At 60.2% G+C, this 22,569-nt stretch carries 19 protein-coding genes; 11 read left to right on the top strand and 8 right to left on the bottom strand.

Annotated elements, in window-relative coordinates:
• Window positions 1–6 precede the first annotated feature (6 nt).
• The 4 genes from EV130_RS13030 to EV130_RS13015 form a co-directional block, all read right to left on the bottom strand.
• Window positions 7–837 carry a sugar phosphate isomerase/epimerase family protein gene (locus EV130_RS13030; RefSeq protein WP_074059717.1) on the bottom strand — a complete coding sequence of 277 codons (831 nt, stop codon included), beginning with the start codon at window positions 835–837 and terminating at the stop codon, window positions 7–9.
• A gap of 27 nt (window positions 838–864) precedes the next feature.
• A complete protein-coding gene (locus EV130_RS13025; protein WP_074059718.1) occupies window positions 865–2,028 on the bottom strand; it encodes a dihydrodipicolinate synthase family protein in 1,164 nt (387 codons plus the stop codon).
• Window position 2,029: 1 nt separating this feature from the next.
• A complete protein-coding gene (locus tag EV130_RS13020; protein WP_074059719.1) occupies window positions 2,030–3,178 on the bottom strand; it encodes a Gfo/Idh/MocA family protein in 1,149 nt (382 codons plus the stop codon).
• Between the two features lie 133 nt (window positions 3,179–3,311).
• On the bottom strand, window positions 3,312–3,989 hold the full coding sequence (locus EV130_RS13015; RefSeq protein WP_074059720.1) for a TetR/AcrR family transcriptional regulator: 678 nt from the start codon (window positions 3,987–3,989) through the stop codon (window positions 3,312–3,314).
• 206 nt (window positions 3,990–4,195) lie between these two features.
• Between EV130_RS13015 and EV130_RS13010 the strand changes: the two genes are divergently transcribed.
• The 7 genes from EV130_RS13010 (at window position 4,196) to EV130_RS12980 (ending at window position 12,917) form a co-directional block, all read left to right on the top strand.
• Window positions 4,196–5,482: an ABC transporter substrate-binding protein gene (locus EV130_RS13010; RefSeq protein ID WP_074059721.1), complete on the top strand. Its 1,287-nt coding sequence runs from the start codon at window positions 4,196–4,198 to the stop codon at window positions 5,480–5,482.
• A gap of 5 nt (window positions 5,483–5,487) precedes the next feature.
• Window positions 5,488–6,450 (top strand): carbohydrate ABC transporter permease, encoded by a 963-nt coding sequence (locus EV130_RS13005; RefSeq protein WP_074059722.1) that lies wholly within the window; start codon window positions 5,488–5,490, stop codon window positions 6,448–6,450.
• 1 nt (window position 6,451) lies between these two features.
• A complete protein-coding gene (locus EV130_RS13000; RefSeq protein ID WP_165918523.1) occupies window positions 6,452–7,330 on the top strand; it encodes a carbohydrate ABC transporter permease in 879 nt (292 codons plus the stop codon).
• Between the two features lie 17 nt (window positions 7,331–7,347).
• The gene (locus EV130_RS12995) at window positions 7,348–8,421 is read left to right on the top strand and encodes a Gfo/Idh/MocA family protein (protein ID WP_074062996.1); all 1,074 of its coding nucleotides are present in this window, start codon (window positions 7,348–7,350) and stop codon (window positions 8,419–8,421) included.
• 22 nt (window positions 8,422–8,443) lie between these two features.
• Entirely contained in the window at window positions 8,444–9,520 is a 1,077-nt protein-coding gene (locus EV130_RS12990) for an ABC transporter ATP-binding protein (RefSeq protein ID WP_074059724.1), read from the top strand.
• 69 nt (window positions 9,521–9,589) lie between these two features.
• Window positions 9,590–10,465, top strand: coding sequence for a phosphotransferase (locus EV130_RS12985; RefSeq protein ID WP_132660498.1), 876 nt, complete (start codon window positions 9,590–9,592; stop codon window positions 10,463–10,465).
• 1 nt (window position 10,466) lies between these two features.
• Complete coding sequence (locus EV130_RS12980; RefSeq protein WP_074059726.1) at window positions 10,467–12,917, top strand: GcvT family protein; 2,451 nt, start codon at window positions 10,467–10,469, stop codon at window positions 12,915–12,917.
• A 134-nt stretch (window positions 12,918–13,051) separates the two neighbouring features.
• Here the strand turns inward: EV130_RS12980 and EV130_RS12975 are convergent, their stop codons facing one another.
• Window positions 13,052–14,506, bottom strand: coding sequence for a mannitol dehydrogenase family protein (locus EV130_RS12975; RefSeq protein WP_132660496.1), 1,455 nt, complete (start codon window positions 14,504–14,506; stop codon window positions 13,052–13,054).
• On the bottom strand, window positions 14,503–15,918 hold the full coding sequence (gene uxaC / locus EV130_RS12970; RefSeq protein WP_074059728.1) for a glucuronate isomerase: 1,416 nt from the start codon (window positions 15,916–15,918) through the stop codon (window positions 14,503–14,505). Before uxaC ends, EV130_RS12975 begins: the two co-directional genes overlap by 4 nt.
• Window positions 15,919–16,086: 168 nt before the next feature.
• Between uxaC and EV130_RS12965 the strand changes: the two genes are divergently transcribed.
• Entirely contained in the window at window positions 16,087–16,296 is a 210-nt protein-coding gene (locus EV130_RS12965) for a SlyX family protein (RefSeq protein ID WP_074059729.1), read from the top strand.
• Between the two features lie 41 nt (window positions 16,297–16,337).
• Here the strand turns inward: EV130_RS12965 and EV130_RS12960 are convergent, their stop codons facing one another.
• Together EV130_RS12960 and EV130_RS12955 are read right to left on the bottom strand one after the other, a co-directional pair.
• Entirely contained in the window at window positions 16,338–17,819 is a 1,482-nt protein-coding gene (locus EV130_RS12960; RefSeq protein ID WP_074059730.1) for an NAD-dependent succinate-semialdehyde dehydrogenase, read from the bottom strand.
• Window positions 17,820–17,841: 22 nt separating this feature from the next.
• Window positions 17,842–19,122, bottom strand: a complete 1,281-nt coding sequence (locus tag EV130_RS12955; RefSeq protein WP_132660494.1) for a 4-aminobutyrate--2-oxoglutarate transaminase — start codon at window positions 19,120–19,122, stop codon at window positions 17,842–17,844.
• 203 nt (window positions 19,123–19,325) lie between these two features.
• On the opposite strand from EV130_RS12955, the gene EV130_RS12950 reads away from it, so the two are divergent.
• The 3 genes from EV130_RS12950 to EV130_RS12940 all read left to right on the top strand — a co-directional run bounded on the left by EV130_RS12950 (window position 19,326) and on the right by EV130_RS12940 (window position 22,569).
• Entirely contained in the window at window positions 19,326–20,135 is an 810-nt protein-coding gene (locus EV130_RS12950; protein ID WP_074062998.1) for a cupin domain-containing protein, read from the top strand.
• Between the two features lie 85 nt (window positions 20,136–20,220).
• The gene (locus EV130_RS12945) at window positions 20,221–20,847 is read left to right on the top strand and encodes a ribonuclease D (RefSeq protein ID WP_074059731.1); all 627 of its coding nucleotides are present in this window, start codon (window positions 20,221–20,223) and stop codon (window positions 20,845–20,847) included.
• Between the two features lie 222 nt (window positions 20,848–21,069).
• Entirely contained in the window at window positions 21,070–22,569 is a 1,500-nt protein-coding gene (locus EV130_RS12940) for a hypothetical protein (protein WP_074059732.1), read from the top strand.

Below are 22,569 nucleotides of genomic sequence, written 5' to 3'. Positions count from 1 at the left end.
ATAAAATCATGCTTGGCAGCAGCTATGGTAGCGCTCGACGCAGGTCGCGATGACCTCGTCCGCTGGTCGTTTCCACCAATTCTCTGCCGAGAAGATTTCGACCTCCTGCGCGCCGACGAAGCCTGCCGCCTCGATCATGCGCCGGATGCCTTTGAGATCTATCACGCCATCGCCCATCATGCCGCGGTCGGTTAGCATGTCCTTGGTCGGCGTCAGCCAGTCGCAGATATGATGGGCGAAGATGCGATTCATCTTTCCGGCGCGCACGATCTGCTTGGCGAGATCCGGATCCCACCAGACATGGTAGACGTCGATTGCAACGCCGACGTTTTCGCCCAGCTGCTCACATATATCGAGCGCGTGAGCGAGTGTGTTCACGCAGGCCCGGTCCGCCGCATACATCGGATGCAGGGGTTCGATTGCCAACGGTATGCCGGCGGCTTCTGCATGCGGCGATACCGCAGCGATACCGTCGGACACCATCTGGCGCGCTTGGCCAATGTCCTTGGAACTGCCCGGCAGCCCGCCGACGACGAGCACGAGGCAATCGGCGCCGAGTGCGGCAGCCTCATCGATTGCGCGCCGATTGTCGTCGAGGTTCCCCTGCCATCCCGCATGGGTTGCCGCCGGAAAGAAACCGCCGCGGCAAAGGCCGGTCAGCTTCAACCCGTTCGATTTGACGATGCGAACGGCCTCGGCGAGCCCGATTTTCGCGACCTGCTCCCGCCAGGGTGCGATCCTGGTGATGCCGTGCTTCAGGCAGACATCAACGGCTTCGGCAAAGCCGCATTGTTCGCGGATCGTCGCAAGATTGATCGAAAGTCCTTCGATCTGCATATGAATTCCTCCCGCTGCCGATCGGCGTCAGTAAAGGCCATGGACGGCGAGCACCCGCTTCATTCGGTTGACCGCCATATCGGGATCGGCAAGAACGCGCGCCTTGTCCGCCAGCCGGAAAAGCTCCGCGAGATGCGTCAGAGAACGCGTGCTCTGCTGCCCGCCGATCATCGTGAAGTGATCCTGCAGGCCGTTGAGATAGGCAAGGAAGACGACGCCGGTCTTGTAGAAGCGCGTCGGCGCCTTGAAGATGTGACGTGAAAGCGGAACGGTCGGCTCGAGCAAGTCGAAGAACTCGCGGTTGCTCTTGCGGCCCAGTGCTTCCATAGCGGCGGAGGCGGCCGGAGCAATCGCATCGAAGATGCCGAGCAGGGCGTCGGAGTGTCCCTGTTCGTCGCCGGCTATCAGTTCCGCATAATTGAAGTCGTCACCGGTATACATGCGCACGCCCTTCGGCAGTTGCCGGCGCATTGCAATTTCCTTTTCCTTGGAAAGCAGGGACACCTTGATGCCGTCGACCTTTGCGGAATTGGCTTCGATCACTTGCAGGCAGGTGGACATGGCCTTGATGTGATCGCGATCGCCCCAATACCCTTCCAGCGCCGGGTCGAACATCTCGCCCAGCCAGTGAATGACGACCGGTTCTTTCACCTGCCGCAGGATGCGGTCATAGACGCGGATATAATCGTCCGGCCCGTTCGCAGCAGCCGCAAGCGCCCGGCTTGCCATCAGGATGATGCGCCCGCCTTCTGCTTCGACGGCTTCGATCTGTTCTTCGTAGGCCTTGATGATCGTGTCGATCGTCACGTCGGGACCGGGAGCCAGATGATCGGTACCGGCGCCGCAGGAAATCAGCGCATCCTTGCGCGTTCGCGCTTCGGAAAGCGCCCGGCGAATGAGATCGCGAGCTTCCGGCCAGCCAAGTCCCATACCGCGCTGTGCCGTATCCATCGCTTCGGCCACCCCGAGACCGAGGTCCCAAAGGCGGTGGCGGAAGGCGAGCGTCCGTTCCCAGTCGATGGCGGGCGTCAACCATGGATCGTTGTCCGCCAGCGGGTCGGCGACGACATGGGCAGCGGCAAAGACCACGCGCGGAAAGTCTTTCGCGTCGCGCTTCTCGATCTCGATCGGCGTTCCGGTCAGCGTATAGGGGGCGATCCTGCCGTCGAGGGGAAGATTGACCGTCTGCATATCAGAATTCCAATGCCGGAACGTCGAGCCAGCGGCGCTCGGCCCAAGATTTCAGGCCGAGTTCGGCAAGCTGGACGCCCTTGGCGCCTGCCTCCAGGCCGTAGGGCCATGGGGCGTCTTCGGCGACGTGGCGCAGGAACATTTCCCACTGCACCTTAAAGCCGTTGTCGAATGACTGTGTGTCCGGCACTTCGTCCCAGGTCTGATAGAAGTCGATCGTTTGCGGCTGGTCCGGATTCCAGACCGGCTTCGGCGTATTGACGCGATGCTGCGTCCAGCATTTCGTAAGACCGGCGACGGCAGAACCGTGCGTGCCGTCCACCTGGAAGGTCACGAGATCGTCGCGGCGCACGCGCACGGCCCAGGACGAATTGATCTGCGCGATCACGCCGCCTTCAAGCTCGAAGGTCGCATAAGCCGCATCATCCGTATCGCAGTCGTAGGTCTTGCCCTGCTCGTCGACGCGGCTCCCGATATGCGTTGCGCCGAGGCAGGAAACGGCCTTCACCTCGCCGAAAAGATTGTCGAGCACGTAGCGCCAGTGGCAGAGCATGTCGAGGATAATGCCGCCACCATCGCCCTTGCGGTAGTTCCAGGATGGCCGCTGCGCCGGAACGCCCCAATCGCCTTCGAAGACCCAATAGCCGAACTCACCGCGCACCGAGAGAATCTTGCCGAAGAAACCGGAATCGCGCAGCAGCGCCAGCTTGCGCAGACCCGGCAGGAAGAGTTTGTCCTGCACGACGCCGTGTTTGAGCCCGGAGGCTCGTGCTTTCCTCGCAAGGTCGACGGCCACTTGCAGGTCGTCGGAGATCGGCTTTTCGCAATAGACGTGCTTGCCCGCATCGAGTGCCTTGGAAAGCAGCTCGGCGCGCATCAAGGTCGTTCCGGCATCGAAGAAAATCTGGTCGTCGGGGTTGGCGAGCGCTCCGTCCAGATCTGTCGACCAGCGCTTGATGTTGTGCTTCTTCGCCAGCTCTTCCATCTTGTCGCGGTTGCGGCCGACGATAATGGGGTCGATCTCCAGCCGCTCGCCGGATTTCAGGAACAATCCGCCCTGGTCGCGGATGGCCAGGATCGATCGCACCAGGTGCTGATTGTAGCCCATGCGGCCTGTGACGCCGTGCAAAATGATCCCCAGACGAGCCATCTTATTTCTCCCTGCCAAATTATCGAACGGCGGGAGTGGGGGTTGCCCGGCCCTCCCAAGCCAGTAACTAAACGGTTACTTGATGGCAGATCGCAAGCGGGGCTGTCAATAGTCAAATCCAATTTTGAGTTTTTCAGCGCCTGATCGAGGCGAGTGTCACGTGGACGATATGCTTTTCCCAGCTGTCGAGATTTGAGGGCTCAATCAGTTCGCGCCCGAAGATCGTCGAGAGCGTATGCTGGTTCGAAAGGTAGAAATATCCGAGAGATGCGATCGTCAGATAGACGTGAAGGGGATCGGCGTTTTCGATGAAGACGCCCTCCTTCTTGCCGCGCTCGAGAACCCGCGCAAGCTCACCGATCAGGTGAGAATGCAGTTCCTTGAGCCGGACGGACTGGCGAAGCCAGCGGGCTCGGTGCAGGTTCTCCGTGCCGAGAAGGCTGAGAAACTCCGGATGCTTGAGGAAGTAGCGCCAGGTGAAGAGAGCCAGCTCGCCGATTCCTTCTTCGGGGCTGCGGTCGCCGATATGCAGGGCACGCTCCGCTGTACGGATGTCGACATAAGCCTCCTCCAGCACACGCAGGTAGAGCTGCTCCTTGTCGCCAAAATAGTGATAGAGCATGCGCTTATTGGTGCCGGCTCGCTCTGCAATCGCGTCGACGCGCGCCCCGCCCATGCCGTTTTCGGCGAACTCGCGGGTCGCGGCTTCCAGGATCGCGGCCTTGGTTCTTTCGGGGTCGCGCTGCAATACGCGTCCACCGGCCACCCGCCTGGCTTTCTTCTTTTCACCGGTCTCGCCGCTATTATCCATCCGCTCATCTCCCCAGACGCTCTGTTGCGCTCATAAGGCTTCGGTGCGAGATTGTAAAAGCGACAATCCCGGAGGAGAACCTCGCGAAATTATCACCGCTTGACAGGCCCGATGCTTGTCCATAGCTTGTAACCAATTAGTTATTTGTTGCAAGAGAAACCAGCAAGGAGCGTGTGGAGGCGCTCCCCAAGGGAGGAGAAAAACAGATGACACTACGCGTAAGCAGACGTAACTTCATGGCGGGCGGGGCAACGCTTCTTTCGCTTTCGGCATTTGGTTCAGGCGCCTTTGCGCAGGATAAACGCCTGCGCCTGCTGTGGTGGGGATCCCAGCCACGTGCAGACCGCACCAACAAGGTGTCGGAGCTCTACAAGGCGAAGAATCCAGGTACATCGATTACCGGCGAATTTCTCGGCTGGGGTGATTACTGGCCTCGACTTGCAACGCAGGTCGCTGGCAAGAATGCCCCCGATGTTATCCAGATGGATTACCGTTACATCGTCGAGTATGCACACCGCGGCGCACTTGCGCCTCTCGATTCCTACATGCCCTCGAAGCTTAATCTCAGTGACTTCGACAAGGCGCAGATCGAGGGCGGCAGCGTCGATGGACATCTCTATGGCGTGAGCCTGGGTGCGAATTCGGCGGCGACCATGCTGAACACGACCGCGTTCGAGGAAGCGGGCATCGACCTACCGTCGAAGACAACGACCTGGGAGGAGTTCGGCAGGATGGCAGCCGAACTGACCAAGGCCGGCAAGCGTAAGGGCCTGTTCGGAATGGCCGATGGCAGTGGTGGGGAGCCGCTTTTTGAAAACTATCTCCGCCAACGCGGAAAGGCGCTTTATACTGCTGATGCAAAGGTTGGCTTTGGCGTCGAAGAAGCTTCCGAATGGTTTGATATGTGGAACAAGTTCCGTGAAAGCGGCGCATGCGTTCCCCCTGACATTCAGGCATTGGACAAGAACGACATCGAGACGAATACGCTGACCCTTGGCAAGTCTGCCGCTGGTTTCGCGCACTCGAACCAGTTCGTGGCATATCAGCAGATGAACAAGGACAAGCTCACCCTGGCAAACCACATGCGAGTGACCAAGGACTCGAAAGGCGGCCACTACCGCAAACCTTCGATGTTCTTTTCGGTTTCATCTCAGTCGAAAGTCGTCGATCAGGCAGTCGATTACGTGAACTTCTTCGTCACCAATCCTGAGGCTGCGCTGGCGCTGGGTGTTGAACGCGGCATTCCGGAATCGGCAGCGATGCGTGAGGTCGTGGCAGCCAAGCTCGACGCTGTCGGGAAGGTGCCGTTGGAATACGTCTCTGGCCTCGGCGATCTCGCCGGAAAGTTGCCGCCACCGCCGCCTGCGGGTGCCGGTGAAGGTGAGCTCACGCTTCGAAACATCTCCGAGCAGGTCGGTTTCGGTCAGTTGACAGCGGCAGACGGCGCCAAGCAGCTCGTGGACGAACTTACGCGCATTCTCGCGCGGGGCTGATCCATATGAATAATGCGATGCGCACGATGTCTGCAGAGGCGGCGACGGTAGAACGGTATCGGGGGGCGGTGGCCGACAGCCGGTTCAAGCGGCTGTGGAATGCCAATGCACCAGGCTATCTCTTCCTGCTGCCCTGGCTTCTGGGCTTCTTCGGGTTGACGCTCGGACCTGCCCTGATGTCGCTCTACCTGTCCTTCACCGACTTCGACATGTTGAGGTCGCCGGGCTGGGTGGGCGCGGCAAACTACGTGCGCATCGCCACTGCCGATCCGAAATTCGCCTCGGCGATGTCGGTCACGCTGACCTACGTAATGTTGGCCGTGCCCTTCAAGCTTGCCTTTGCGCTGATGGTTGCGCTGGCGTTGAACCGGGGCATCCAAGGCCTACCGATCTATCGCGCTATCTTTTATCTGCCTTCGCTGCTCGGCGCGAGCGTGGCGATCGCCGTCCTCTGGCGCCAGCTTTTTGCCGGTGACGGCCTGGTCAATGCAGCACTTGCACAATTTGGCATTCAGGGGCCGAGCTGGATTTCGCATCCGAACTATTCAATCTATACGCTGGTTGCGCTCAGCGTCTGGCAGTTCGGCTCGCCGATGATCATCTTCCTTGCCGGCCTGCGTCAGATCCCGCAGGACATGTACGAGGCCGCCAGTCTCGACGGCGCCTCGAAATTTAGACAGTTCTACAAGATCACGCTGCCGCTTCTGACGCCGGTCATCTTCTTCAATGCTGTCGTGCAGACGATCGACGCTTTCAAGGCTTTCACGCCCGCCTTCATCATCTCCGGCGGCACCGGCGGCCCGATCAACTCGACGCTGTTCTATACGCTCTATCTCTACCAGGAAGCCTTCGGGAACTTCCGCATGGGCTATGCCTCGGCGCTTGCCTGGATCCTAGTGATCATTATCGCGATCTTCACCGCCTTCTCGTTCCTGTCCTCGCGTTACTGGGTGCACTACGATGACTGAGATGACTGGCATTGTCACCGCCCCGCAGCCGCCCTCTGACGTCAACAAGCGCAGCCTGCCTGGCTCGGTCCTGGTGCATGCCCTGCTGATCGGCGGCTCGCTCCTGATGCTCTATCCGTTGCTTTGGATGGTTTCGGCTTCGGTGCGACCGGAAAACGAGATCTTCACGTCGACCTCGATTTTTCCGTCGTCCATCGATTTCTCATCCTATCTTCGTGGGTGGGTCGGCCTCGACGTCAGCTTTGGTCGCTTCTTCTGGAACTCGCTGGTGATCTCGGTGCTGACGGTGGTGGGCAACGTCATTGCCTGCTCTCTCGCTGCCTTCGCCTTTGCACGCCTGCGCTTTGCTGGCCGGAACTTCTGGTTCGCGATCATGCTCGGCACGCTGATGATTCCCTATCACGTGACGCTGATCCCGCAATACGTGCTCTTCCTGAACCTCGGCTGGGTCAATACCATCCTGCCGCTGGTGGTGCCAAAGTTCCTGGCAAGCGACGCCTTTTTCATCTTCCTCATGGTGCAGTTTTTCCGGGGCATTCCGCGCGAACTGGACGAGGCCGCGATGATGGACGGCTGCAGCGCTTGGCGCATCTATTGGAAGATCATGCTGCCGTTATCGCTGCCAGTATTGGCGACGGCCGCAATATTCTCGTTCATCTGGACCTGGGACGATTTCTTCGGTCCGCTGATCTACCTGAATGACATGAACACTTACACGATCCAACTCGGTCTACGAACCTTCGTCGACTCGACCAGTGCGTCGGATTGGGGTGGCCTATTCGCCATGTCGACGCTCTCGCTCGTGCCCGTCTTCTTCTTCTTCCTCTTCTTCCAGCGCCTGCTGATCGAAGGCATCGCCACGACCGGCATGAAGCGCTGATGCGGATGGAAAGCGATATGAGCATCAAGACTGTTGCCATCGTCGGCTGCGGTATCGGCCGTTCTCACATCGTCGAGGGCTATCTCCCGCATCCGGACAAGTTCAGGATCGCAGCCATCTGCGATCTCAATGAGGAGCGCCTGAAAGCCGTCGGCGACGAGTTTGGGATCGTGAAGCGCACGACCTCCTTTACGGAGCTTCTGGCCGACGAGGAGATCGACATCATCGATATCTGCACGCCGCCCGGCATTCATCGCGAACAGGTCGTGGCAGCTCTTGCGGCGGGCAAGCATGTCGTCTGCGAAAAACCGCTCACCGGCTCCCTTGCCGCCGTCGATGAGATCGTGGAGGCCGAAAGACGTGCCAAGGGCACCCTGATGCCGATTTTTCAATATCGCTATGGCGACGGAATCCAGAAGGCGAAATATATCATCGACGCAGGCATAGCCGGCAAGTTCTACATGGGGGCCGTCGAGACCTTCTGGCTGCGCAAGCCCGAATATTACGCGGTTCCCTGGCGCGGCAAATGGGCGACAGAACTCGGCGGCGTACTCGTAACCCATGCGCTGCACCTGCACGATATGCTCTTCCACCTCGCCGGCCCGGCCGCCCGCGTCTTTGGCAGGGTTGCCACCCGGGTCAATGACATCGAGGTGGAAGATTGCGCCTCCGTCAGCCTTCTGATGCAGAACGGCGCCTTCGTTTCACTGTCCTGCACGCTGGGATCGCAACAGCAGATCAGCCGGCTGCGGCTGCATTTCGAGAACGTCACTTTCGAAAGCAACCACGATCCGTACGCGCCGGGCAAGGGGCCGTGGCAGATCATCGCCGCCAATGACGAAGTGCAGGCAAGGATCGACGCTGCGGTTGGCGACTGGCGACCGGTTGCGCCGCGGTTCAACACGCAAATGGCCCGATTTCATGATTACCTCAGCGGGAAAGGCCCGCTGCCGGTCACCAGCGCCGATGCGCGGCGGGCGCTGGAATTGGTAACAGCAATCTATCAATCGTCCGATAGCGGCGCAGACATAGCGCTGCCCATTGGTCGCGACAGCCCGAAATACGCCGACTGGCGTGCAAAAACGAGATAACGGACCAGGAGAGGGTTAGAAGATGGCAACAAGTGTCGTTCTTCAGAAGGTCGAAAAGCGCTACGGGTCGCTGGATGTCATTCATGGCATCGACCTCACGATCGATCCCGGCGAGTTCGTGGTCTTCGTCGGCCCGTCGGGCTGCGGCAAGTCCACGCTGTTGCGCATGATCGCCGGCCTCGAGGAGATTTCAGGCGGCGGCCTGCTGCTCGACAACGAGCGCATGAACGAAGTTGCACCTGCCAAGCGCGGCATCGCCATGGTCTTCCAGTCCTATGCGCTCTATCCGCATATGTCGGTCTACAAGAACCTCGCCTTTGGTCTGGAGACAGCCGGCTACAAGAAGGCTGAGATCGAGCCGAAGGTGCGCCGTGCCGCTGAAATCCTGCAGATCGAGAAGCTCCTGGAGCGCAAGCCGAAGGCCTTGTCCGGCGGTCAGCGCCAGCGCGTCGCGATCGGCCGGGCCATCGTGCGCGAGCCACGAATCTTTCTCTTCGACGAGCCGCTGTCGAACCTCGATGCAGAACTGCGCGTTCAGATGCGCGTCGAAATTTCCCGCCTGCACCGCAATCTCGGCAACACGATGATCTATGTGACCCACGATCAGGTCGAAGCCATGACCATGGCGGACAAGATCGTGGTACTGAATTCGGGTCGCATCGAGCAGGTCGGCGCTCCGCTCGACCTTTACAACAATCCGGCAAATCGCTTCGTCGCAGGCTTCATCGGAAGTCCGAAGATGAACTTCCTGAAGGCGAAGATCGAGCGGGTCAATGACGGTGACACGACGATCAATGTCTGCGGCAGCTCAATCCGCCTGCCACGCCGCTTGAAAGGTTCTCCCGGTCAGGAGGTAACGTTCGGCATTCGTCCCGAACACTTGTCGGTGGTCGATGGTGGCATCGCACTTGCAACCGTCGACGTCGACCTGGTCGAAAACCTTGGCGGCGCCACCATGCTCTATACGGCGACGCCGGACGGCCAGCACCTGACGGTGGCCCTGGACGGCCAGCAGAAGGTGGCGGGCGGCACGAATGTGACGGCGTCCTTCGACCCTGCGCGCTGTCATGTTTTCGATGCTTCGGGCGCCACGATATAAAGCCTGCTCTGCTTGACAGCCAAGCCTGCTCTGGCCCATCCTTTGCAGGTGGGTTGCGAGGGGGTAAGCGTGACGCCTGAAGATCGGATTCATGCACTTGGCATCTGGCAAGGCCCGATCGAAATCGCACCGATTGCCGGCGGCATTACCAACCGAAATTATCTCGTAACCGACCGCATGTCGCGCCGCGTCGTGCGCCTCGGCGCCGATATACCGGTTCATCATATCAGCCGTCAGAACGAGCTTGCGGCCAGCCAGGCAGCCCACGCCGCCGGACTGTCGCCTGCGGTCATCCACCATGAGCCCGGCGTGCTCGTCCTCGATTTCATCGACGCGCGGCCTCTGACGGCGCAAGACATCCAGGATGCGCAAATGCTCGCACGCATCGTGCCACTGGTTCGCGCCTGCCATCATGACGTCGCCCTTCATTTCCGTGGCCAGGCGATGATCTTCTGGGTCTTCCATGTCATCCGCGATTATGCGGCCACGCTGGTTGCAGCGGAAAGCGGCTATACACCGATGCTTCCCGCGCTGCTCGAGAAGGCCGAAATCCTCGAGCAGACGGCCGGACCTTTCGATATCGCCTTCTGCCATAACGACCTTCTCGCCGCAAACTTCCTTGATGACGGCAAGCGTCTCTGGCTGATCGATTGGGACTATGCTGGTTTCAACACGCCGCTCTTTGATCTCGGCGGCCTCGCCTCGAACAACGAGTTTGAGGAAGGTGCCGAGCGGCAAATGCTGGAAACCTATTTCGGCCGGCCGCTGACGCGGGACCTCTTTCAGCGCTATAGCGCCATGAAATGTGCATCTTTGCTGCGCGAAACGCTTTGGAGCATGGTTTCCGAGATCCATTCGACCATCGATTTCAATTATGCGGCCTACACAGCCGAAAACATCGCGCGTTTCGAGCGTGCTCACAGGGCATTTGAACAGGACCGGTGATATGGCGAAGGAATTACCGAAGACGGCGAAAGCCGTGATCATCGGCGGCGGCATAATCGGTTGCTCGACCGCCTATCATCTGGGCAAGCTCGGCTGGACTGATACGGTGCTGCTCGAGCGAAAGAAGCTTACCTCCGGAACGACCTTCCATGCGGCGGGCCTCGTCGGCCAGCTGCGCACCAGCGCCAACATCACCCAGCTGCTTGGCTATTCCGTCGATCTTTACAAGAGACTTGAAGCCGAAACCGGTCTTGGCACCGGCTGGAAGATGAACGGCGGATTGCGGCTTGCCTGCAATGAAGAGCGCTGGACGGAAGTGAAGCGCCAGGCAACGACTGCGCAATCTTTCGGTCTCGACATGCGATTGCTCACTCCGCAGGAAGCCTTCGAACTCTGGCCGCTGATGACGATCGACGATCTTGTCGGCGCAGCCTATCTGCCGACCGACGGCCAGGCCAATCCTTCCGACATCACGCAGGCGCTGGCGAAAGGCGCCCGGATGTCGGGCGTGTCGATTTACGAGGATACGGAAGCCCTCGATCTCGAAATCGACCAAGGAAAGATTCGCGCCGTCATCACCGAAAGGGGCCGCATCGAATGCGAACGCGCCATCGTCTGCGCCGGCCAGTGGACCCGGGCTTTCGCTGCTCGTTTCGGCGTCAACGTGCCGCTTGTCTCCGTCGAGCATCAGTACATCATCACCGAATCCTTCGGCGTGCCTTCCAATCTGCCGACCCTGCGCGATCCGGATCGCTTGACCTACTACAAGGAAGAAGTTGGCGGGCTCGTCATGGGCGGCTATGAACCCAATCCGGTTCCATGGGCGGTGAACGGCATTCCGGAAGGTTTCCACTACACGCTGCTCGACAGCAATTTCGATCACTTCGAGCAGATCATGGAGCAGGCCCTCGAACGGGTTCCAGGCTTGCAGAAAGCGGGTGTCAAGCAGCTCCTCAACGGACCTGAGAGTTTCACGCCCGATGGCAATTTCATTCTTGGCGAAGCGCCGGAGCTGAGGAATTTCTTCGTCGGCGCCGGCTTCAACGCTTTCGGCATTGCCTCCGGCGGTGGTGCCGGCATGGCGCTTGCCGAGTGGGTCGCAAAAGGTGAGCCGCCTTACGATCTCTGGCCGGTCGACATCCGCCGCTTCGGCCGCCCCCACTTCGACACCGACTGGGTGCGTACTCGCACGCTGGAGGCCTACGGCAAGCATTATGCGATGGCTTGGCCCTTTGAAGAGCATTCGAGCGGCCGCCCGTGCCGCAAGTCGCCGCTTTACGACCGCCTCAAGGCTCAGGGCGCCTGCTTCGGCGAAAAGCTAGGCTGGGAGCGTCCGAACTGGTTTGCCGACCTCTTTGCCGACGAGGAGCCAAAGGACGTCTACACCTACGGGCGACAGAACTGGTTCGATGCCGTTGGCCGCGAGCACAATGCCGTGCGAGAGGCGGCTGTGATCTTCGATCAGACATCTTTCGCAAAGTTTGTTCTGAAGGGGAGGGATGCGGAGGCTGCTCTTTCGTGGATCGCCTCGAATGATGTCGCCAAACCTCCAGGAACGCTCACCTACACGCAGATGCTGAATGACAAGGGCGGCATCGAATGCGATGTCACCGTTGCCCGCATTGCCGAAAACGAATTCTACATCGTTACCGGGACCGGCTTTGCCACTCACGATTTCGACTGGATCGCCCGCAATATTCCGGAAGATATGCGGGCCGAGCTTGTCGATGTGACGTCGGCATACTCGGTGCTTTCCCTGATGGGGCCAAATTCCCGCGCTATCCTTGAGAAAGTCACGACCACTGATGTGTCCAATGCCGCCTTCCCGTTCAGCCGGGTAAGGACCATCGGCATCGTCGGCTGCCCCGTCAGGGCGTTGCGGATCACCTATGTGGGCGAACTGGGCTACGAACTCCATGTCCCTGTCGAATATGCAACGACAGTCTATGATGCCCTGATGGCGGCTGGCAGCGGTTTCGGTCTCGTCAATGCCGGCTACCGTGCCATCGAAAGCTGCCGCCTGGAAAAGGGCTATCGTGCTTGGGGTTCGGACATTGGCCCGGATCATACACCGATCGAGGCGGGGCTCGCCTGGGCAGTCAAAACGAAGAAGAACGTCGACTTCCGCGGCCGCAAGGCGATCGAGCGCCAGCTTTCAGGGGGTGTGAAGAAGATGCTCGCCTGCGTCGTGCCGGACGATCCGCAGACAGTCCTTCTTGGCCGTGAAACCATTTATCGGAACGGCAAACGTGTCGGCTGGCTTTCCAGCGGCGGCTTCGGCTACACGATCGGCAAACCGATCGGCTACGGCTACATCCGCGATCCTGACGGCGTAACCGGGGATTTCATTTCGTCGGGAACCTATGAACTGGACGTAGCGAGGGAGCGTGTTGCCTGCACTGTGTCGCTGAAGCCGCTCTATGATCCGGAGATGAAGCGCATCAAGGCCTGATAGGGGTTTCATACGCGGCTGTACTGCGAGATTTTGCCAAGCCACTCTTGTTCTGCTGGCAGGAGGCCAGCCAGGAAGCCTTCGATAGCCAAAGACCTGGCACTGTGGCGGCGGACCAACACGGCGTGCTCCACTCAGATCAGCGGCAGCCTGTTGTCCTGGATCAGAATCTCCAGCTTGTTCGCCACGTCCTCGGTCCAGGCGGCGTTTTTGGCCAGTCCCGCAGGGAAGAGCCCAGGCAGGCTGAAAAGCGCCGTCGCTACCGCAGCGCCGTTTCGCGGGACATCTCTAAGGATATCTGCGATTTCACCAGCTCTCGGATCCCGTAACTCGTAAGTCTTGCCATTCCGGTCTATCCCCAGCGCATAGCGCATCCAGGCGGCAACTGCGATTGCGTAAGTCTCCGCCTTGCTTCCATGAGCGAGCGCTTCGGTTGCCGGCTCCAGGAGACGTTGCGGCAGTTTCTGCGTCCCGTCCATGGCGATCTGATAGGTGCGGTGCGCGATCGCCTTATTTTGAAAGCGTGCTATGAGTTCTTCGGCATAGTGCTCGAGATTGATTCCTGGAACGGGATCGAGGGTTGCAGCCGCCGCGCTCATGTGCCGGCGCGCAAGCGCTGACAAGCCGGCGTCATCCATGACATCGCGGATGTATTCATAGCCACCTATATATCCAAGATAGGCGAGCAGCGAATGAGCCCCGTTCAGCATGCGAAGCTTCATCTTCTCGTAGGCCGAGACTTCCTCGACCATCAACACGCCAGCCTTCTCCCAGGCTGGGCGGCCATTGGCGAAATGGTCTTCGATCACCCATTGCGTGAATGGCTCGGTCTCGATCGCCGCAAGATCCTGCTGCCCCGTCAGGCGCTCGGCATCGGCATAGGTAACATCGGTACTGGCGGGGGTGATGCGATCGACCATCGTTGAGGGAAAGGGCACGGTCTGTTCGATCCAGTCGTGCAGCGAAGGGTCGACCCGGCTCGCAAATTCAAGAACCAGACGCTTGAGGACTGCGCCGTTGCCCGGCAGGTTATCGCAACTCAGCGGCGTGAAGAGCGCGATGCCCTTTTTACGCCGGCGAGACAAGCCTTCGACAAGATAGCCGACGACGCCGCGCGGCGTATGCGGATGGATAAGATCGGCGGCGATGTCTGGATGGTTGAGATCGAGGCCGCCGGTAAGGGTATCCAGGCCATAGGCCTTCTCCGTCACCGTCAGGCTGACGATGCGAATTCCCGGATCTTCCAGGCGAGCAAGCAACACTGCCGGTTGGCGCGTTGCGACATGGGCCTTCAGGATCGGGCCGATCACTTGCGCTGTCGTTGCCGACGTATCGCGGATCAGCATCGTATACAGGCCGTTCTGCTCGTTCAGGTGATCGGCGACATCGGCGGTGCGCAGGCTTGCGACTTCAATGCCCCAGTCGCCGTAGGCGGCCGCAAGTGCGGCATCGGTAAAAGGTGCAAAATGCGCGCGGAAGAAGGCCCCCGGGCCGAGATGCAGGATGCCGCTTTTCAGCTTGCTTCGGTCATAGGCAGGAAGCTTTGCCGTCGGCGCGAGGCCCGTCAGGTTTTGCAGTCGCTTGGTCACAGCTTGTATGCCTTCTTCGCATTGTCGTAGGAAAGCGCGCGCGCGACGATCTCGGCATCCTTCTTTGAAATCCGGTGCTCGGCTGCGAGCTGCGCGAGGAAGCGGCAGACCTCGCGACGCCAGACGTCGTGGCGGGCGGGGATTGAAAGCAGTGCGCGCGTATCGTCGTTGAAGCCGGCGAGATTGGCAAAGCCGGCCGTTTCAACGACCTGGTCAAGATAGCGGCGAATGCCGTTCGGGCTGTCATGGAACCACCAGGGTGGACCGATCATCAGGCACTCCCAGTGCCCGGCCATCGGTGCCAGTTCGCGGGCATAGGTCGTCTCGTCGAGCGTGAAGAGCAAAACCCTCAGACCGGGCGCATGGCCGTATTTTGACAGCATGGCGTTCAGACCGCCGACCCAGTCTGTGCGTGTGGGAATGTCGGCGCCCATGTTCGGGCCGCGCGTCTGGAATAGTCCGCTGTCGGTGTTTCGGCGGGAGCCGGCATGAATCTGCATCACCATGCCGTCTTCGGCCGAGAGGCCTGCCATCTCCGTCATCATCAGGCCACGGAAAAGCTCGGCATCTGACCCAGAAAGAGGTCCGCTCAGGGCTTTGTCGAGCAGCGCCTGCTTGTCGGCAAGCGGCAGATCTGCCGTAAAGGCCGTCGGCACCCCGTGGTCCGTGGCTGTTGCGCCGAACTGCCGGAAATAGGCGCGGCGCTTCCGGTGCGCATCGACCATTCCATCCCATCGGGTAGTGTCGGTGCCGGTGATCTCGCCAAATTGAAGGAGATTGGCACGGAAACCGACGGCATCCGGATCGGTGACACTGTCTGGCCGGTATGTGGTGCGCACACGGCCGATCCAGCCCTCCGCCGCCATCTTCTGGTGATGGGTCAGCGGGTCGAGCGCGCCTTCTGTCGTCGCAATCGTCTCGATACCGAAACGCTTGTGAAGCGCGCGCGGGCGGAATTCGGGCAGCGCCAATTGTGCGTTGATGTGGTCGTAAAGCCTGTCGGCGGTATCGGGGGTCAGCGGCTCGCTACAGCCAAGTACGGCCGACATCGCATGATCGACCCAGAGGCTGGAAGGCGTACCGCGGAAAAGGTGATACTGTGCAGAAAAGGCCCGCCAGATGGCCCGGCCTTCTGCGACCGGCCTGCCGTCGAGCCGCGGCACGCCGAGATCGTCGAGCTTGACGCCTGCACTGTGCAGCATGCGGAAAAGATAGTGATCGGGAATGACAAGCAGTGAAGCCGCGTCCTCGAAAGGCTTGTCCTCGGCAAACCATGAAGGGTCGGTGTGCCCGTGCGGGCTGACAATCGGCAGATTGCGGACCGCCTCGTAAAGGTCGCGCGCGACGGTTCGCGTTGCCGGATCGGCCGGAAAGAGCCGGTCCGGATGAAGAAAGCCGTTTCCTACATCCATCAGATTTCCTCCCTGAATAAACAGGGCCTATCCCACCTGAGCATGGACGGCAAGCCCTATTAGTAACTAAACGGTTCACTTTCGGGATCGATTTTTGCAAGCCTCGAAAGCATTGACGCAAGGATCTTTTTCCGCTTTGGAAAGGCAGGAATTGCCGGGAGAAAACCGATGTCCGACGAGACAGGTCGAATCACCAAACTTGAGGAAATGGTCGCCCATCAGGCACAGACGATCGAGGAGCTTTCCGATCAACTCGCGGAGCAATGGAAGGCAGTCGAGCAGATGCGCGCCAAGCTCGACCGGCTGACGGAACGCTTTCTGTCCCTTGAGGAGCAAGCTCTCGAAGCCCCGGCGATTACGCGCCCGCCGCATTATTGACTGGCAGTAAAAAGGGCGCCTCCACGGCGCCCTTTTCGGGCTCAGAGATTGCCGATGCAGAGATATTTCATTTCGAGATAATCGTCGACGCCATGGCGCGAACCTTCGCGGCCGTGCCCGGACTGCTTGACACCACCGAAAGGCGCCGTTTCCGTCGACATCAGGCCGGTATTGATACCGACCATGCCATATTCCAGCGCTTCGGCAACCTTCCAGACCTTCTTAAGATCACCGGCGAAGAAATAAGCGGCAAGGCCGAATTCGGTGTCGTTCGCCTGTTGAATCACCTCTTCAACAGTATCGAAGCGGAAGAGTGGAGCAACAGGACCGAAAGTCTCTTCACGCGCTACCTTCATGCCGCGGGCAACATCAGTCAATACGGTCGGCGTAAAGAAGGTGCCGGCGCCTGCGATGCGCTTGCCGCCGGTCAGCACCCTGGCGCCCTTGGAAAGCGCGTCGCTGACGTGATCTTCGACCTTCGCAAGGCCTTGCGCGTCGATCAGCGGTCCGATCGTGACGCCTGCATCGAAGCCGTTGCCGACGGACATGGCTTCGACCTTTGCTGCCAGCTTGGCCGCAAAAGCGTCGTAGACGCCTGACTGGACGTAGAGTCGATTGGCGCAAACGCAAGTCTGGCCGGCATTGCGATATTTCGAGGCGATCGCACCTTCGACGGCGGCATCGAGATCGGCATCGTCAAAGACGATGAAAGGTGCGTTACCGCCGAGCTCGAGGCTGACCTTCTTGATCTGGTCGGCGCACTGGCGCATCAGGATGCGGCCGACTTCCGTCGAACCGGTAAAGCTGATCTTGCGCACTTTGTCGTTGCTGCAAAGCTCCTTGCCGATCGCCGGACCGTCTTGGCCGACAATGACGTTGAAGACACCAGCCGGGACGCCGGCCTGTTCGGCAAGAACTGCGAGCGCGATCGCTGAGAGCGGGGTCTGCTCGGCGGGTTTCGACACGACCGTGCAGCCGACAGCTAGCGCCGGAGCGATCTTGCGGGTGATCATCGCCGCCGGGAAGTTCCAGGGCGTGATGGTGCCGACGACTCCGACCGGCTGCTTGATGACGATCATGCGCTTGTCGTTGGAAGGAGCGGGAATCGTTTCGCCGTAGATGCGCTTGGCTTCCTCTGCATACCATTCGATATAAGCGGCGGCATAAAGGATCTCGCCGCGTGCTTCAGGAAAGGGCTTACCCATTTCCGCCGTCAGGATCGCCGCCAGCTCATCGGCGTTGGCGACCATCAGGTCGAACCACTTGCGCAGGATGGCGCTACGCTCCCTTGCAGGACGTGCTGCCCATGCAGGTTGCGCCGCATGGGCCGCCTCGATCGCCTTGCGGGTGTCGGCAGCACCCATGTCCGGCAGCGAGGCGAGCACTTCGCCTGTTGCCGGGTTCAAGACGTCGAAGGTTTTCGTCGCTTCGCCCCTCGTCCATTCGCCCTTGACGTATCCGCAGTCGCGAAGGAACGGCGAGGAAAAGGGCACATGCTTGGTCAGTGCAGTCGTGAATGACATGTCATTAACTCCGAAGGGCGGTTTAGTTGCCCGCACTTGCTTGAAGGATCGAGGTTTCGAGGATATCGAGCGCTTCGACGAAGATATTGTCCTGGATGGTGATCGGGGCAAGGAAGCGAATGACGTTTGCGTGCACGCCGCAGGTCAAAAGAATGAGACCCTTCTCCAGCGCGATCAGGCGGACCTTGTTGGCGAAATCCGCGCTCGGCAGGTTTGTCACCTTGTCATTGAACTCGATGGCGTTCATGAAGCCCGGGCCGCGGATGTCGGCGATTTCCGGCACCTTGTCGCGCAGAGATTCCAGCCGTTGCTTCAGGCGGCTGCCGAGCTGGTTGGCCCGGTTGCAGAGGTCCTCGTCCTTGATGACGTCGAGCACGGCGTGCGCTGCGGCGATGCCGAGAGGGTTGCCGCCATAGGTGCCGCCGAGACCGCCCGGGCCCGGTGCATCCATGACTTCCGCGCGGCCGGTGACGGCAGCCAGGGGAAAGCCGCCGGCAAGGCTTTTTGCTATCGTCATCAGGTCGGGCGCGACCTCATGGTGGTTCATGGCAAACATCTTGCCCGTGCGCGCAAAGCCCGTCTGCACCTCGTCGGCAATCAACAGAATGCCGTGCTGGTCGCAAAGTTCGCGTAGCGCCTTCATGAATGCGACCGGTGCAGGATAGAACCCGCCTTCGCCCTGAACCGGCTCGATGATGATGGCGGCGACGCGCTGCGGATCGACATCGGCGGCGAAAAGCCTCTTCAGGGCGGCAAGCGACTGTTCAGTTGACACGCCATGCATCTCGACGGGGAAAGGCACGTGGAAAACATCGCCCGGCATCGCGCCAAAGCCAACCTTGTAGGGCACGACCTTGCCGGTCAGCGCCATGCCCATAAAGGTGCGGCCATGGAAGCCGCCGCCAAAGGCGATGACGGCGGAGCGGCCGGTGGCGGCACGCGCTATCTTCACGGCGTTCTCGACAGCCTCGGCGCCCGTCGTCACGAAGATCGTCTTCTTGGCAAAGCTTCCGGGCGCCAGCGCGTTCAGACGTTCGGCGAGATGCACGTAGCTTTCATAAGGCACGACTTGATGGCAGGTATGGGTGAAGTGGTCGAGTTGATCTTTTACCGCGGCGATCACCCGCGGATGGCGGTGGCCCGTGTTGAGCACTGCGATGCCGGCTGCGAAGTCGATGTAGCGGCGTCCCTCCTTGTCCCAGATCTCGGCATTCTCCGCCCGGTCGGCATAGATCTGCGTGGTCATGCCAACGCCGCGCGATATAGCGGCATTCTTCCGGTTCGTAAGGGTGATCGTGTTCATCGTGGGCTCGCGCTCCTGCGCTGGAAGGGAGGAATTATCTTGCATAATTTCTGCAAGGAAGTTACAAATACCTACATTTTTCCTGCAGGAAATCAAGCGGCATTTTTTGCTTCAAACATCACGCTTTTTGATGGATGCCCGCGCCGGAAGAGTGTGCCCGCACAGCGCCAAAGACAAAAATGGAACCAGGGATTTATCGCTTGATGAACAACAACGGTCCGGTACGCTACAAGGTGGCCGAAGCGGCAAGACTGGCAGGCATTTCCGCCTCAACGGCCCGCCTGTGGGAAAGCCAGGGCCTGGTCGTTCCCGACCGCTCCCAAACCGGCCATCGCCAATACAGTGCCGAGGATGTCGCCCGTCTGAAGCGGATTTCGTGGTATCGCGTCGAGCGCGGGCTAAACCCGGCGGCGATCCGCGAGGCACTGGAAAGCGAGGAACCGTCGACCGAAAACGCCGAGAGCAGCAGCACGTCCGACATCGGCCGCCGGCTGCGCAGTCTTCGTCATGCGGCAGAAAAGACGCTCGAGCAGGTGGCGAGCGAGATGGGCATCACCTCTTCGACCCTGTCGACACTGGAACGCACGTCGCAGGGCGTCAGTTTCAAGACGCTGCACGATCTCGCCGAATATTACGGCACCACAGTCTCGCGCCTCTCCGGCGAGGAGAGCCAGGACGTTCCCGCAATCGTCCGTTCGGGCGAATGGCGCACCTGGCCGCAGACGACGCCCGGCGTTTCGGTACAGCTGCTGGCCGAAGGCCGACGTATGATGGATTGCCATCGTTTCGTGCTGGCACCGGGGGCTGCCAGCGAAGGCGCCTACCGGCATGAAGGCGAGGAATTCATGCATGTGCTTTCCGGCCGCCTTGAGCTCGTTCTCGATTCCGACCAGTTCTTCGATCTCGGCCCCGGCGACTCGCTCTACTTCGAAAGCCGCCGCTATCATTCCTGGCGCAATCGCCACGATGGCGAGACTGTTCTCCTGTGGATCAACACGCCACCGACATTCTAACGCTCGAAGAGCTTCAAAGCGGTATCGCTGCGGCTGCCTTTGCGCTATAGCGCGACGTGAGACATTGAAACGATAAGAGACAGCCATGGCCGCCACCATCCGTTACCACGAAGGCGATATTTCAGAGCAGGACGCCGCCCGTTATACGGGCGCGATCGCGATCGATACGGAAACGCTCGGCCTCGTGCCACGCCGCGACCGGCTCTGTGTCGTACAGCTTTCGCCGGGTGACGGCACCGCCGATGTCATCCGCATTGCCGCCGGACAGAAGGAAGCGCCGAATCTGGTCGCGATGTTCGCCGATCCTGCTCGCCTAAAGATCTTCCATTATGGACGCTTCGATATCGCCGTGCTGTTCCACACCTTCGCCGTCACCACGGCGCCTGTCTTCTGCACCAAGATCGCATCGCGCCTATGTCGCACCTATACGGATCGCCACGGCCTGAAGGACAATCTCAAGGAAATGCTCGACGTCGACATCTCCAAGGTCCAGCAGTCGTCGGATTGGGCAGCGGCGACCCTATCGCCGGCTCAGCTCGAATATGCCGCCTCCGATGTGCTCTACCTGCATGCGTTGCGCGACAAGCTGACTGAGCGGCTGATCCGCGACGGTCGTATCGACCACGCGACCGCCTGCTTCGAATTTCTGCCGACCCGCGCCAAACTCGATCTGCTCGGCTGGGAAGAGGCCGATATCTTCGCCCATAGTTGAAGTCTTCAAATGCTGTCGCGGCCGGGCGAGACTTGATCGCGTCCGGCTGTTAGCGTTTCGTTAAAGAGATTTCGGTAAGATTATCATCAATTTTTATGCATTCGTCGGTGCGATGACGCGCCATGCGGACAGGAGGATCTGCGGGAGAATGCGAGGGGCCGGATGAGCGCGGTCCTCTTGTGATCTGCTTCCATCGTCACTTTGCGACAAAAGGAGCATGCCATGTTGACTCCGGTTCGTGCAGCGTCAAATGCAAGCCTTTCCTCCCACGGCCAAACCGAGGTGATCGTTGCCAGCGGGCTGGGTCGTTCCGCCGTTGCGCCGACGCCGGCCCAGGCAGTCGAAGCCACAGACCTCAATTCAGCGATTGCCGGCAAGCTCAATATCCTTCTGGCAGCCGCTCGCGAGCGCATGTTCGATGCGCTGCTCGATGCCATCAATGCCGCCTCGCGCGCGCTGCCGCTGCCGCGCAGGGAATCGGAAAGCAACCTCGCTTTTGCATCGCGCCTCGCAGAAGCCATCCAAAAGCTTCCGGCTGCCCGGATCAACGAGATCGAGACCAAGCTCGTGGGAGCGGGTCATACTCTGCCGCTGCGGTTGATTGCCGAGGCGCTGAAGAATCCGGCCGGTCCGCAGGCAGCCCGTGTGATCGCCTATCTTGAAACGATCCGTTATAAGGATCGTGATCTGGCGGCCCGCGCCGTCGTTCGCTCCTATCGCCAGAACGATGCTTCGCCTCTGCGCCCGGAAGCACGGCCAAACATCCTGATCCAGGAAGAGAAACTGCTGTCAATCGCAAAGGCTCAGCAATCGCCTGTAGGGGAGGCTCAGGCACCGCTTTCAACCGGAAGAGCAGTGCTGCTTGCGCCAGCCGTGCTCGTTGCCGAATTGGCGGAGCAGCCGGTCAAACCGGCCGAGGCGGCCTATGAAGAGCCTGCGCGCGCAGAAGGCAATCGGCTCGAACTCCCTGACGCGATCGACGTGCAGGCCATGGATCCGGTCTCGACGGAAACGCTGACGCTGGTCGACGAGCCGACGGGCGTTGAAGCTCAGATCCCGGCGGTGCGCCCTGATCATTCGGAGCCGGCTATTCCGAAGGTCTGGACCGGTGTTCTTGCCTCGATGACCGAAGAAGCTTCCGAGCTCATCGTCGCAATCATCGGCGAGCAGGAAACAGCCATGCTCCTGGATGATCTGGCAGCGGTGCCGGCGACAACCGAAACGACAACCGCGGATACGGTGGCCGAGAAAGTGCCGGCGCCGGCTGACCTTTCGGAAGCTGCGACCCCTTTGAAGCTGCAGCAGGCAGTGGTGAGTGCGCGGTTGCCGGTTGCCGAACCCGCACAGATTATCCACCAGCAGAAAGACATCGTGGCGCAGCCGCAGCTTCTCCCTGCCGATATTGCCGAGGTCATGGAGAAATCAGGTTTGCTGAAGCCGATTGATGGGATGCCATACACCCAGCATCCTTACCAGTTCGCCAAGGACGGTGCCCAACGCCGCGACGGCGAAATGCATCGTCGCGACTACGAAGGCAGTGGCTGCGAGGGCGAGCAGCAGGCCGACAGGGGCAGCGATCATCGGGAGGAAGAGGCTGAAGGCCAGCAACGCGCCGAAGGCGTCGCGCCTCAGGATCTGCCCGAGGTCGACGCTGGCACAAGCGGCAATGCCGTCGCCGATCCGGTTTACGCACTCTATCAGCGGATGGTCGGCTGGGAATAG

Origin of the sequence: Rhizobium azibense, assembly GCF_004342325.1 — a bacterium.
Lineage (GTDB): Bacteria > Pseudomonadota > Alphaproteobacteria > Rhizobiales > Rhizobiaceae > Rhizobium > Rhizobium etli_B.
Note: the sequence above shows the minus strand (reverse complement) of the source record. Positions and strands in the feature narration are given on the sequence as shown.

Excerpts from the sequence above, each read along its gene's own strand:
- EV130_RS12960 (WP_074059730.1), bottom strand. The coding sequence starts at position 17,819 with ATGTCATTCACGACTGCACTGACCAAGCATGTGCCCTTTTCCTCGCCG.
- EV130_RS12955 (WP_132660494.1), bottom strand. The coding sequence starts at position 19,122 with ATGAACACGATCACCCTTACGAACCGGAAGAATGCCGCTATATCGCGC.
- EV130_RS13005 (WP_074059722.1), top strand. The coding sequence starts at position 5,488 with ATGAATAATGCGATGCGCACGATGTCTGCAGAGGCGGCGACGGTAGAA.
- EV130_RS13015 (WP_074059720.1), bottom strand. The coding sequence starts at position 3,989 with ATGGATAATAGCGGCGAGACCGGTGAAAAGAAGAAAGCCAGGCGGGTG.
- uxaC (WP_074059728.1), bottom strand. The coding sequence starts at position 15,918 with ATGGATGTAGGAAACGGCTTTCTTCATCCGGACCGGCTCTTTCCGGCC.
- EV130_RS12980 (WP_074059726.1), top strand. The coding sequence starts at position 10,467 with ATGGCGAAGGAATTACCGAAGACGGCGAAAGCCGTGATCATCGGCGGC.
- EV130_RS12995 (WP_074062996.1), top strand. The coding sequence starts at position 7,348 with ATGAGCATCAAGACTGTTGCCATCGTCGGCTGCGGTATCGGCCGTTCT.
- EV130_RS13010 (WP_074059721.1), top strand. The coding sequence starts at position 4,196 with ATGACACTACGCGTAAGCAGACGTAACTTCATGGCGGGCGGGGCAACG.
- EV130_RS13025 (WP_074059718.1), bottom strand. The coding sequence starts at position 2,028 with ATGCAGACGGTCAATCTTCCCCTCGACGGCAGGATCGCCCCCTATACG.
- EV130_RS12945 (WP_074059731.1), top strand. The coding sequence starts at position 20,221 with ATGGCCGCCACCATCCGTTACCACGAAGGCGATATTTCAGAGCAGGAC.
- EV130_RS13030 (WP_074059717.1), bottom strand. The coding sequence starts at position 837 with ATGCAGATCGAAGGACTTTCGATCAATCTTGCGACGATCCGCGAACAA.
- EV130_RS12990 (WP_074059724.1), top strand. The coding sequence starts at position 8,444 with ATGGCAACAAGTGTCGTTCTTCAGAAGGTCGAAAAGCGCTACGGGTCG.
- EV130_RS13020 (WP_074059719.1), bottom strand. The coding sequence starts at position 3,178 with ATGGCTCGTCTGGGGATCATTTTGCACGGCGTCACAGGCCGCATGGGC.
- EV130_RS13000 (WP_165918523.1), top strand. The coding sequence starts at position 6,452 with ATGACTGGCATTGTCACCGCCCCGCAGCCGCCCTCTGACGTCAACAAG.
- EV130_RS12940 (WP_074059732.1), top strand. The coding sequence starts at position 21,070 with ATGTTGACTCCGGTTCGTGCAGCGTCAAATGCAAGCCTTTCCTCCCAC.
- EV130_RS12965 (WP_074059729.1), top strand. The coding sequence starts at position 16,087 with ATGTCCGACGAGACAGGTCGAATCACCAAACTTGAGGAAATGGTCGCC.
- EV130_RS12950 (WP_074062998.1), top strand. The coding sequence starts at position 19,326 with ATGAACAACAACGGTCCGGTACGCTACAAGGTGGCCGAAGCGGCAAGA.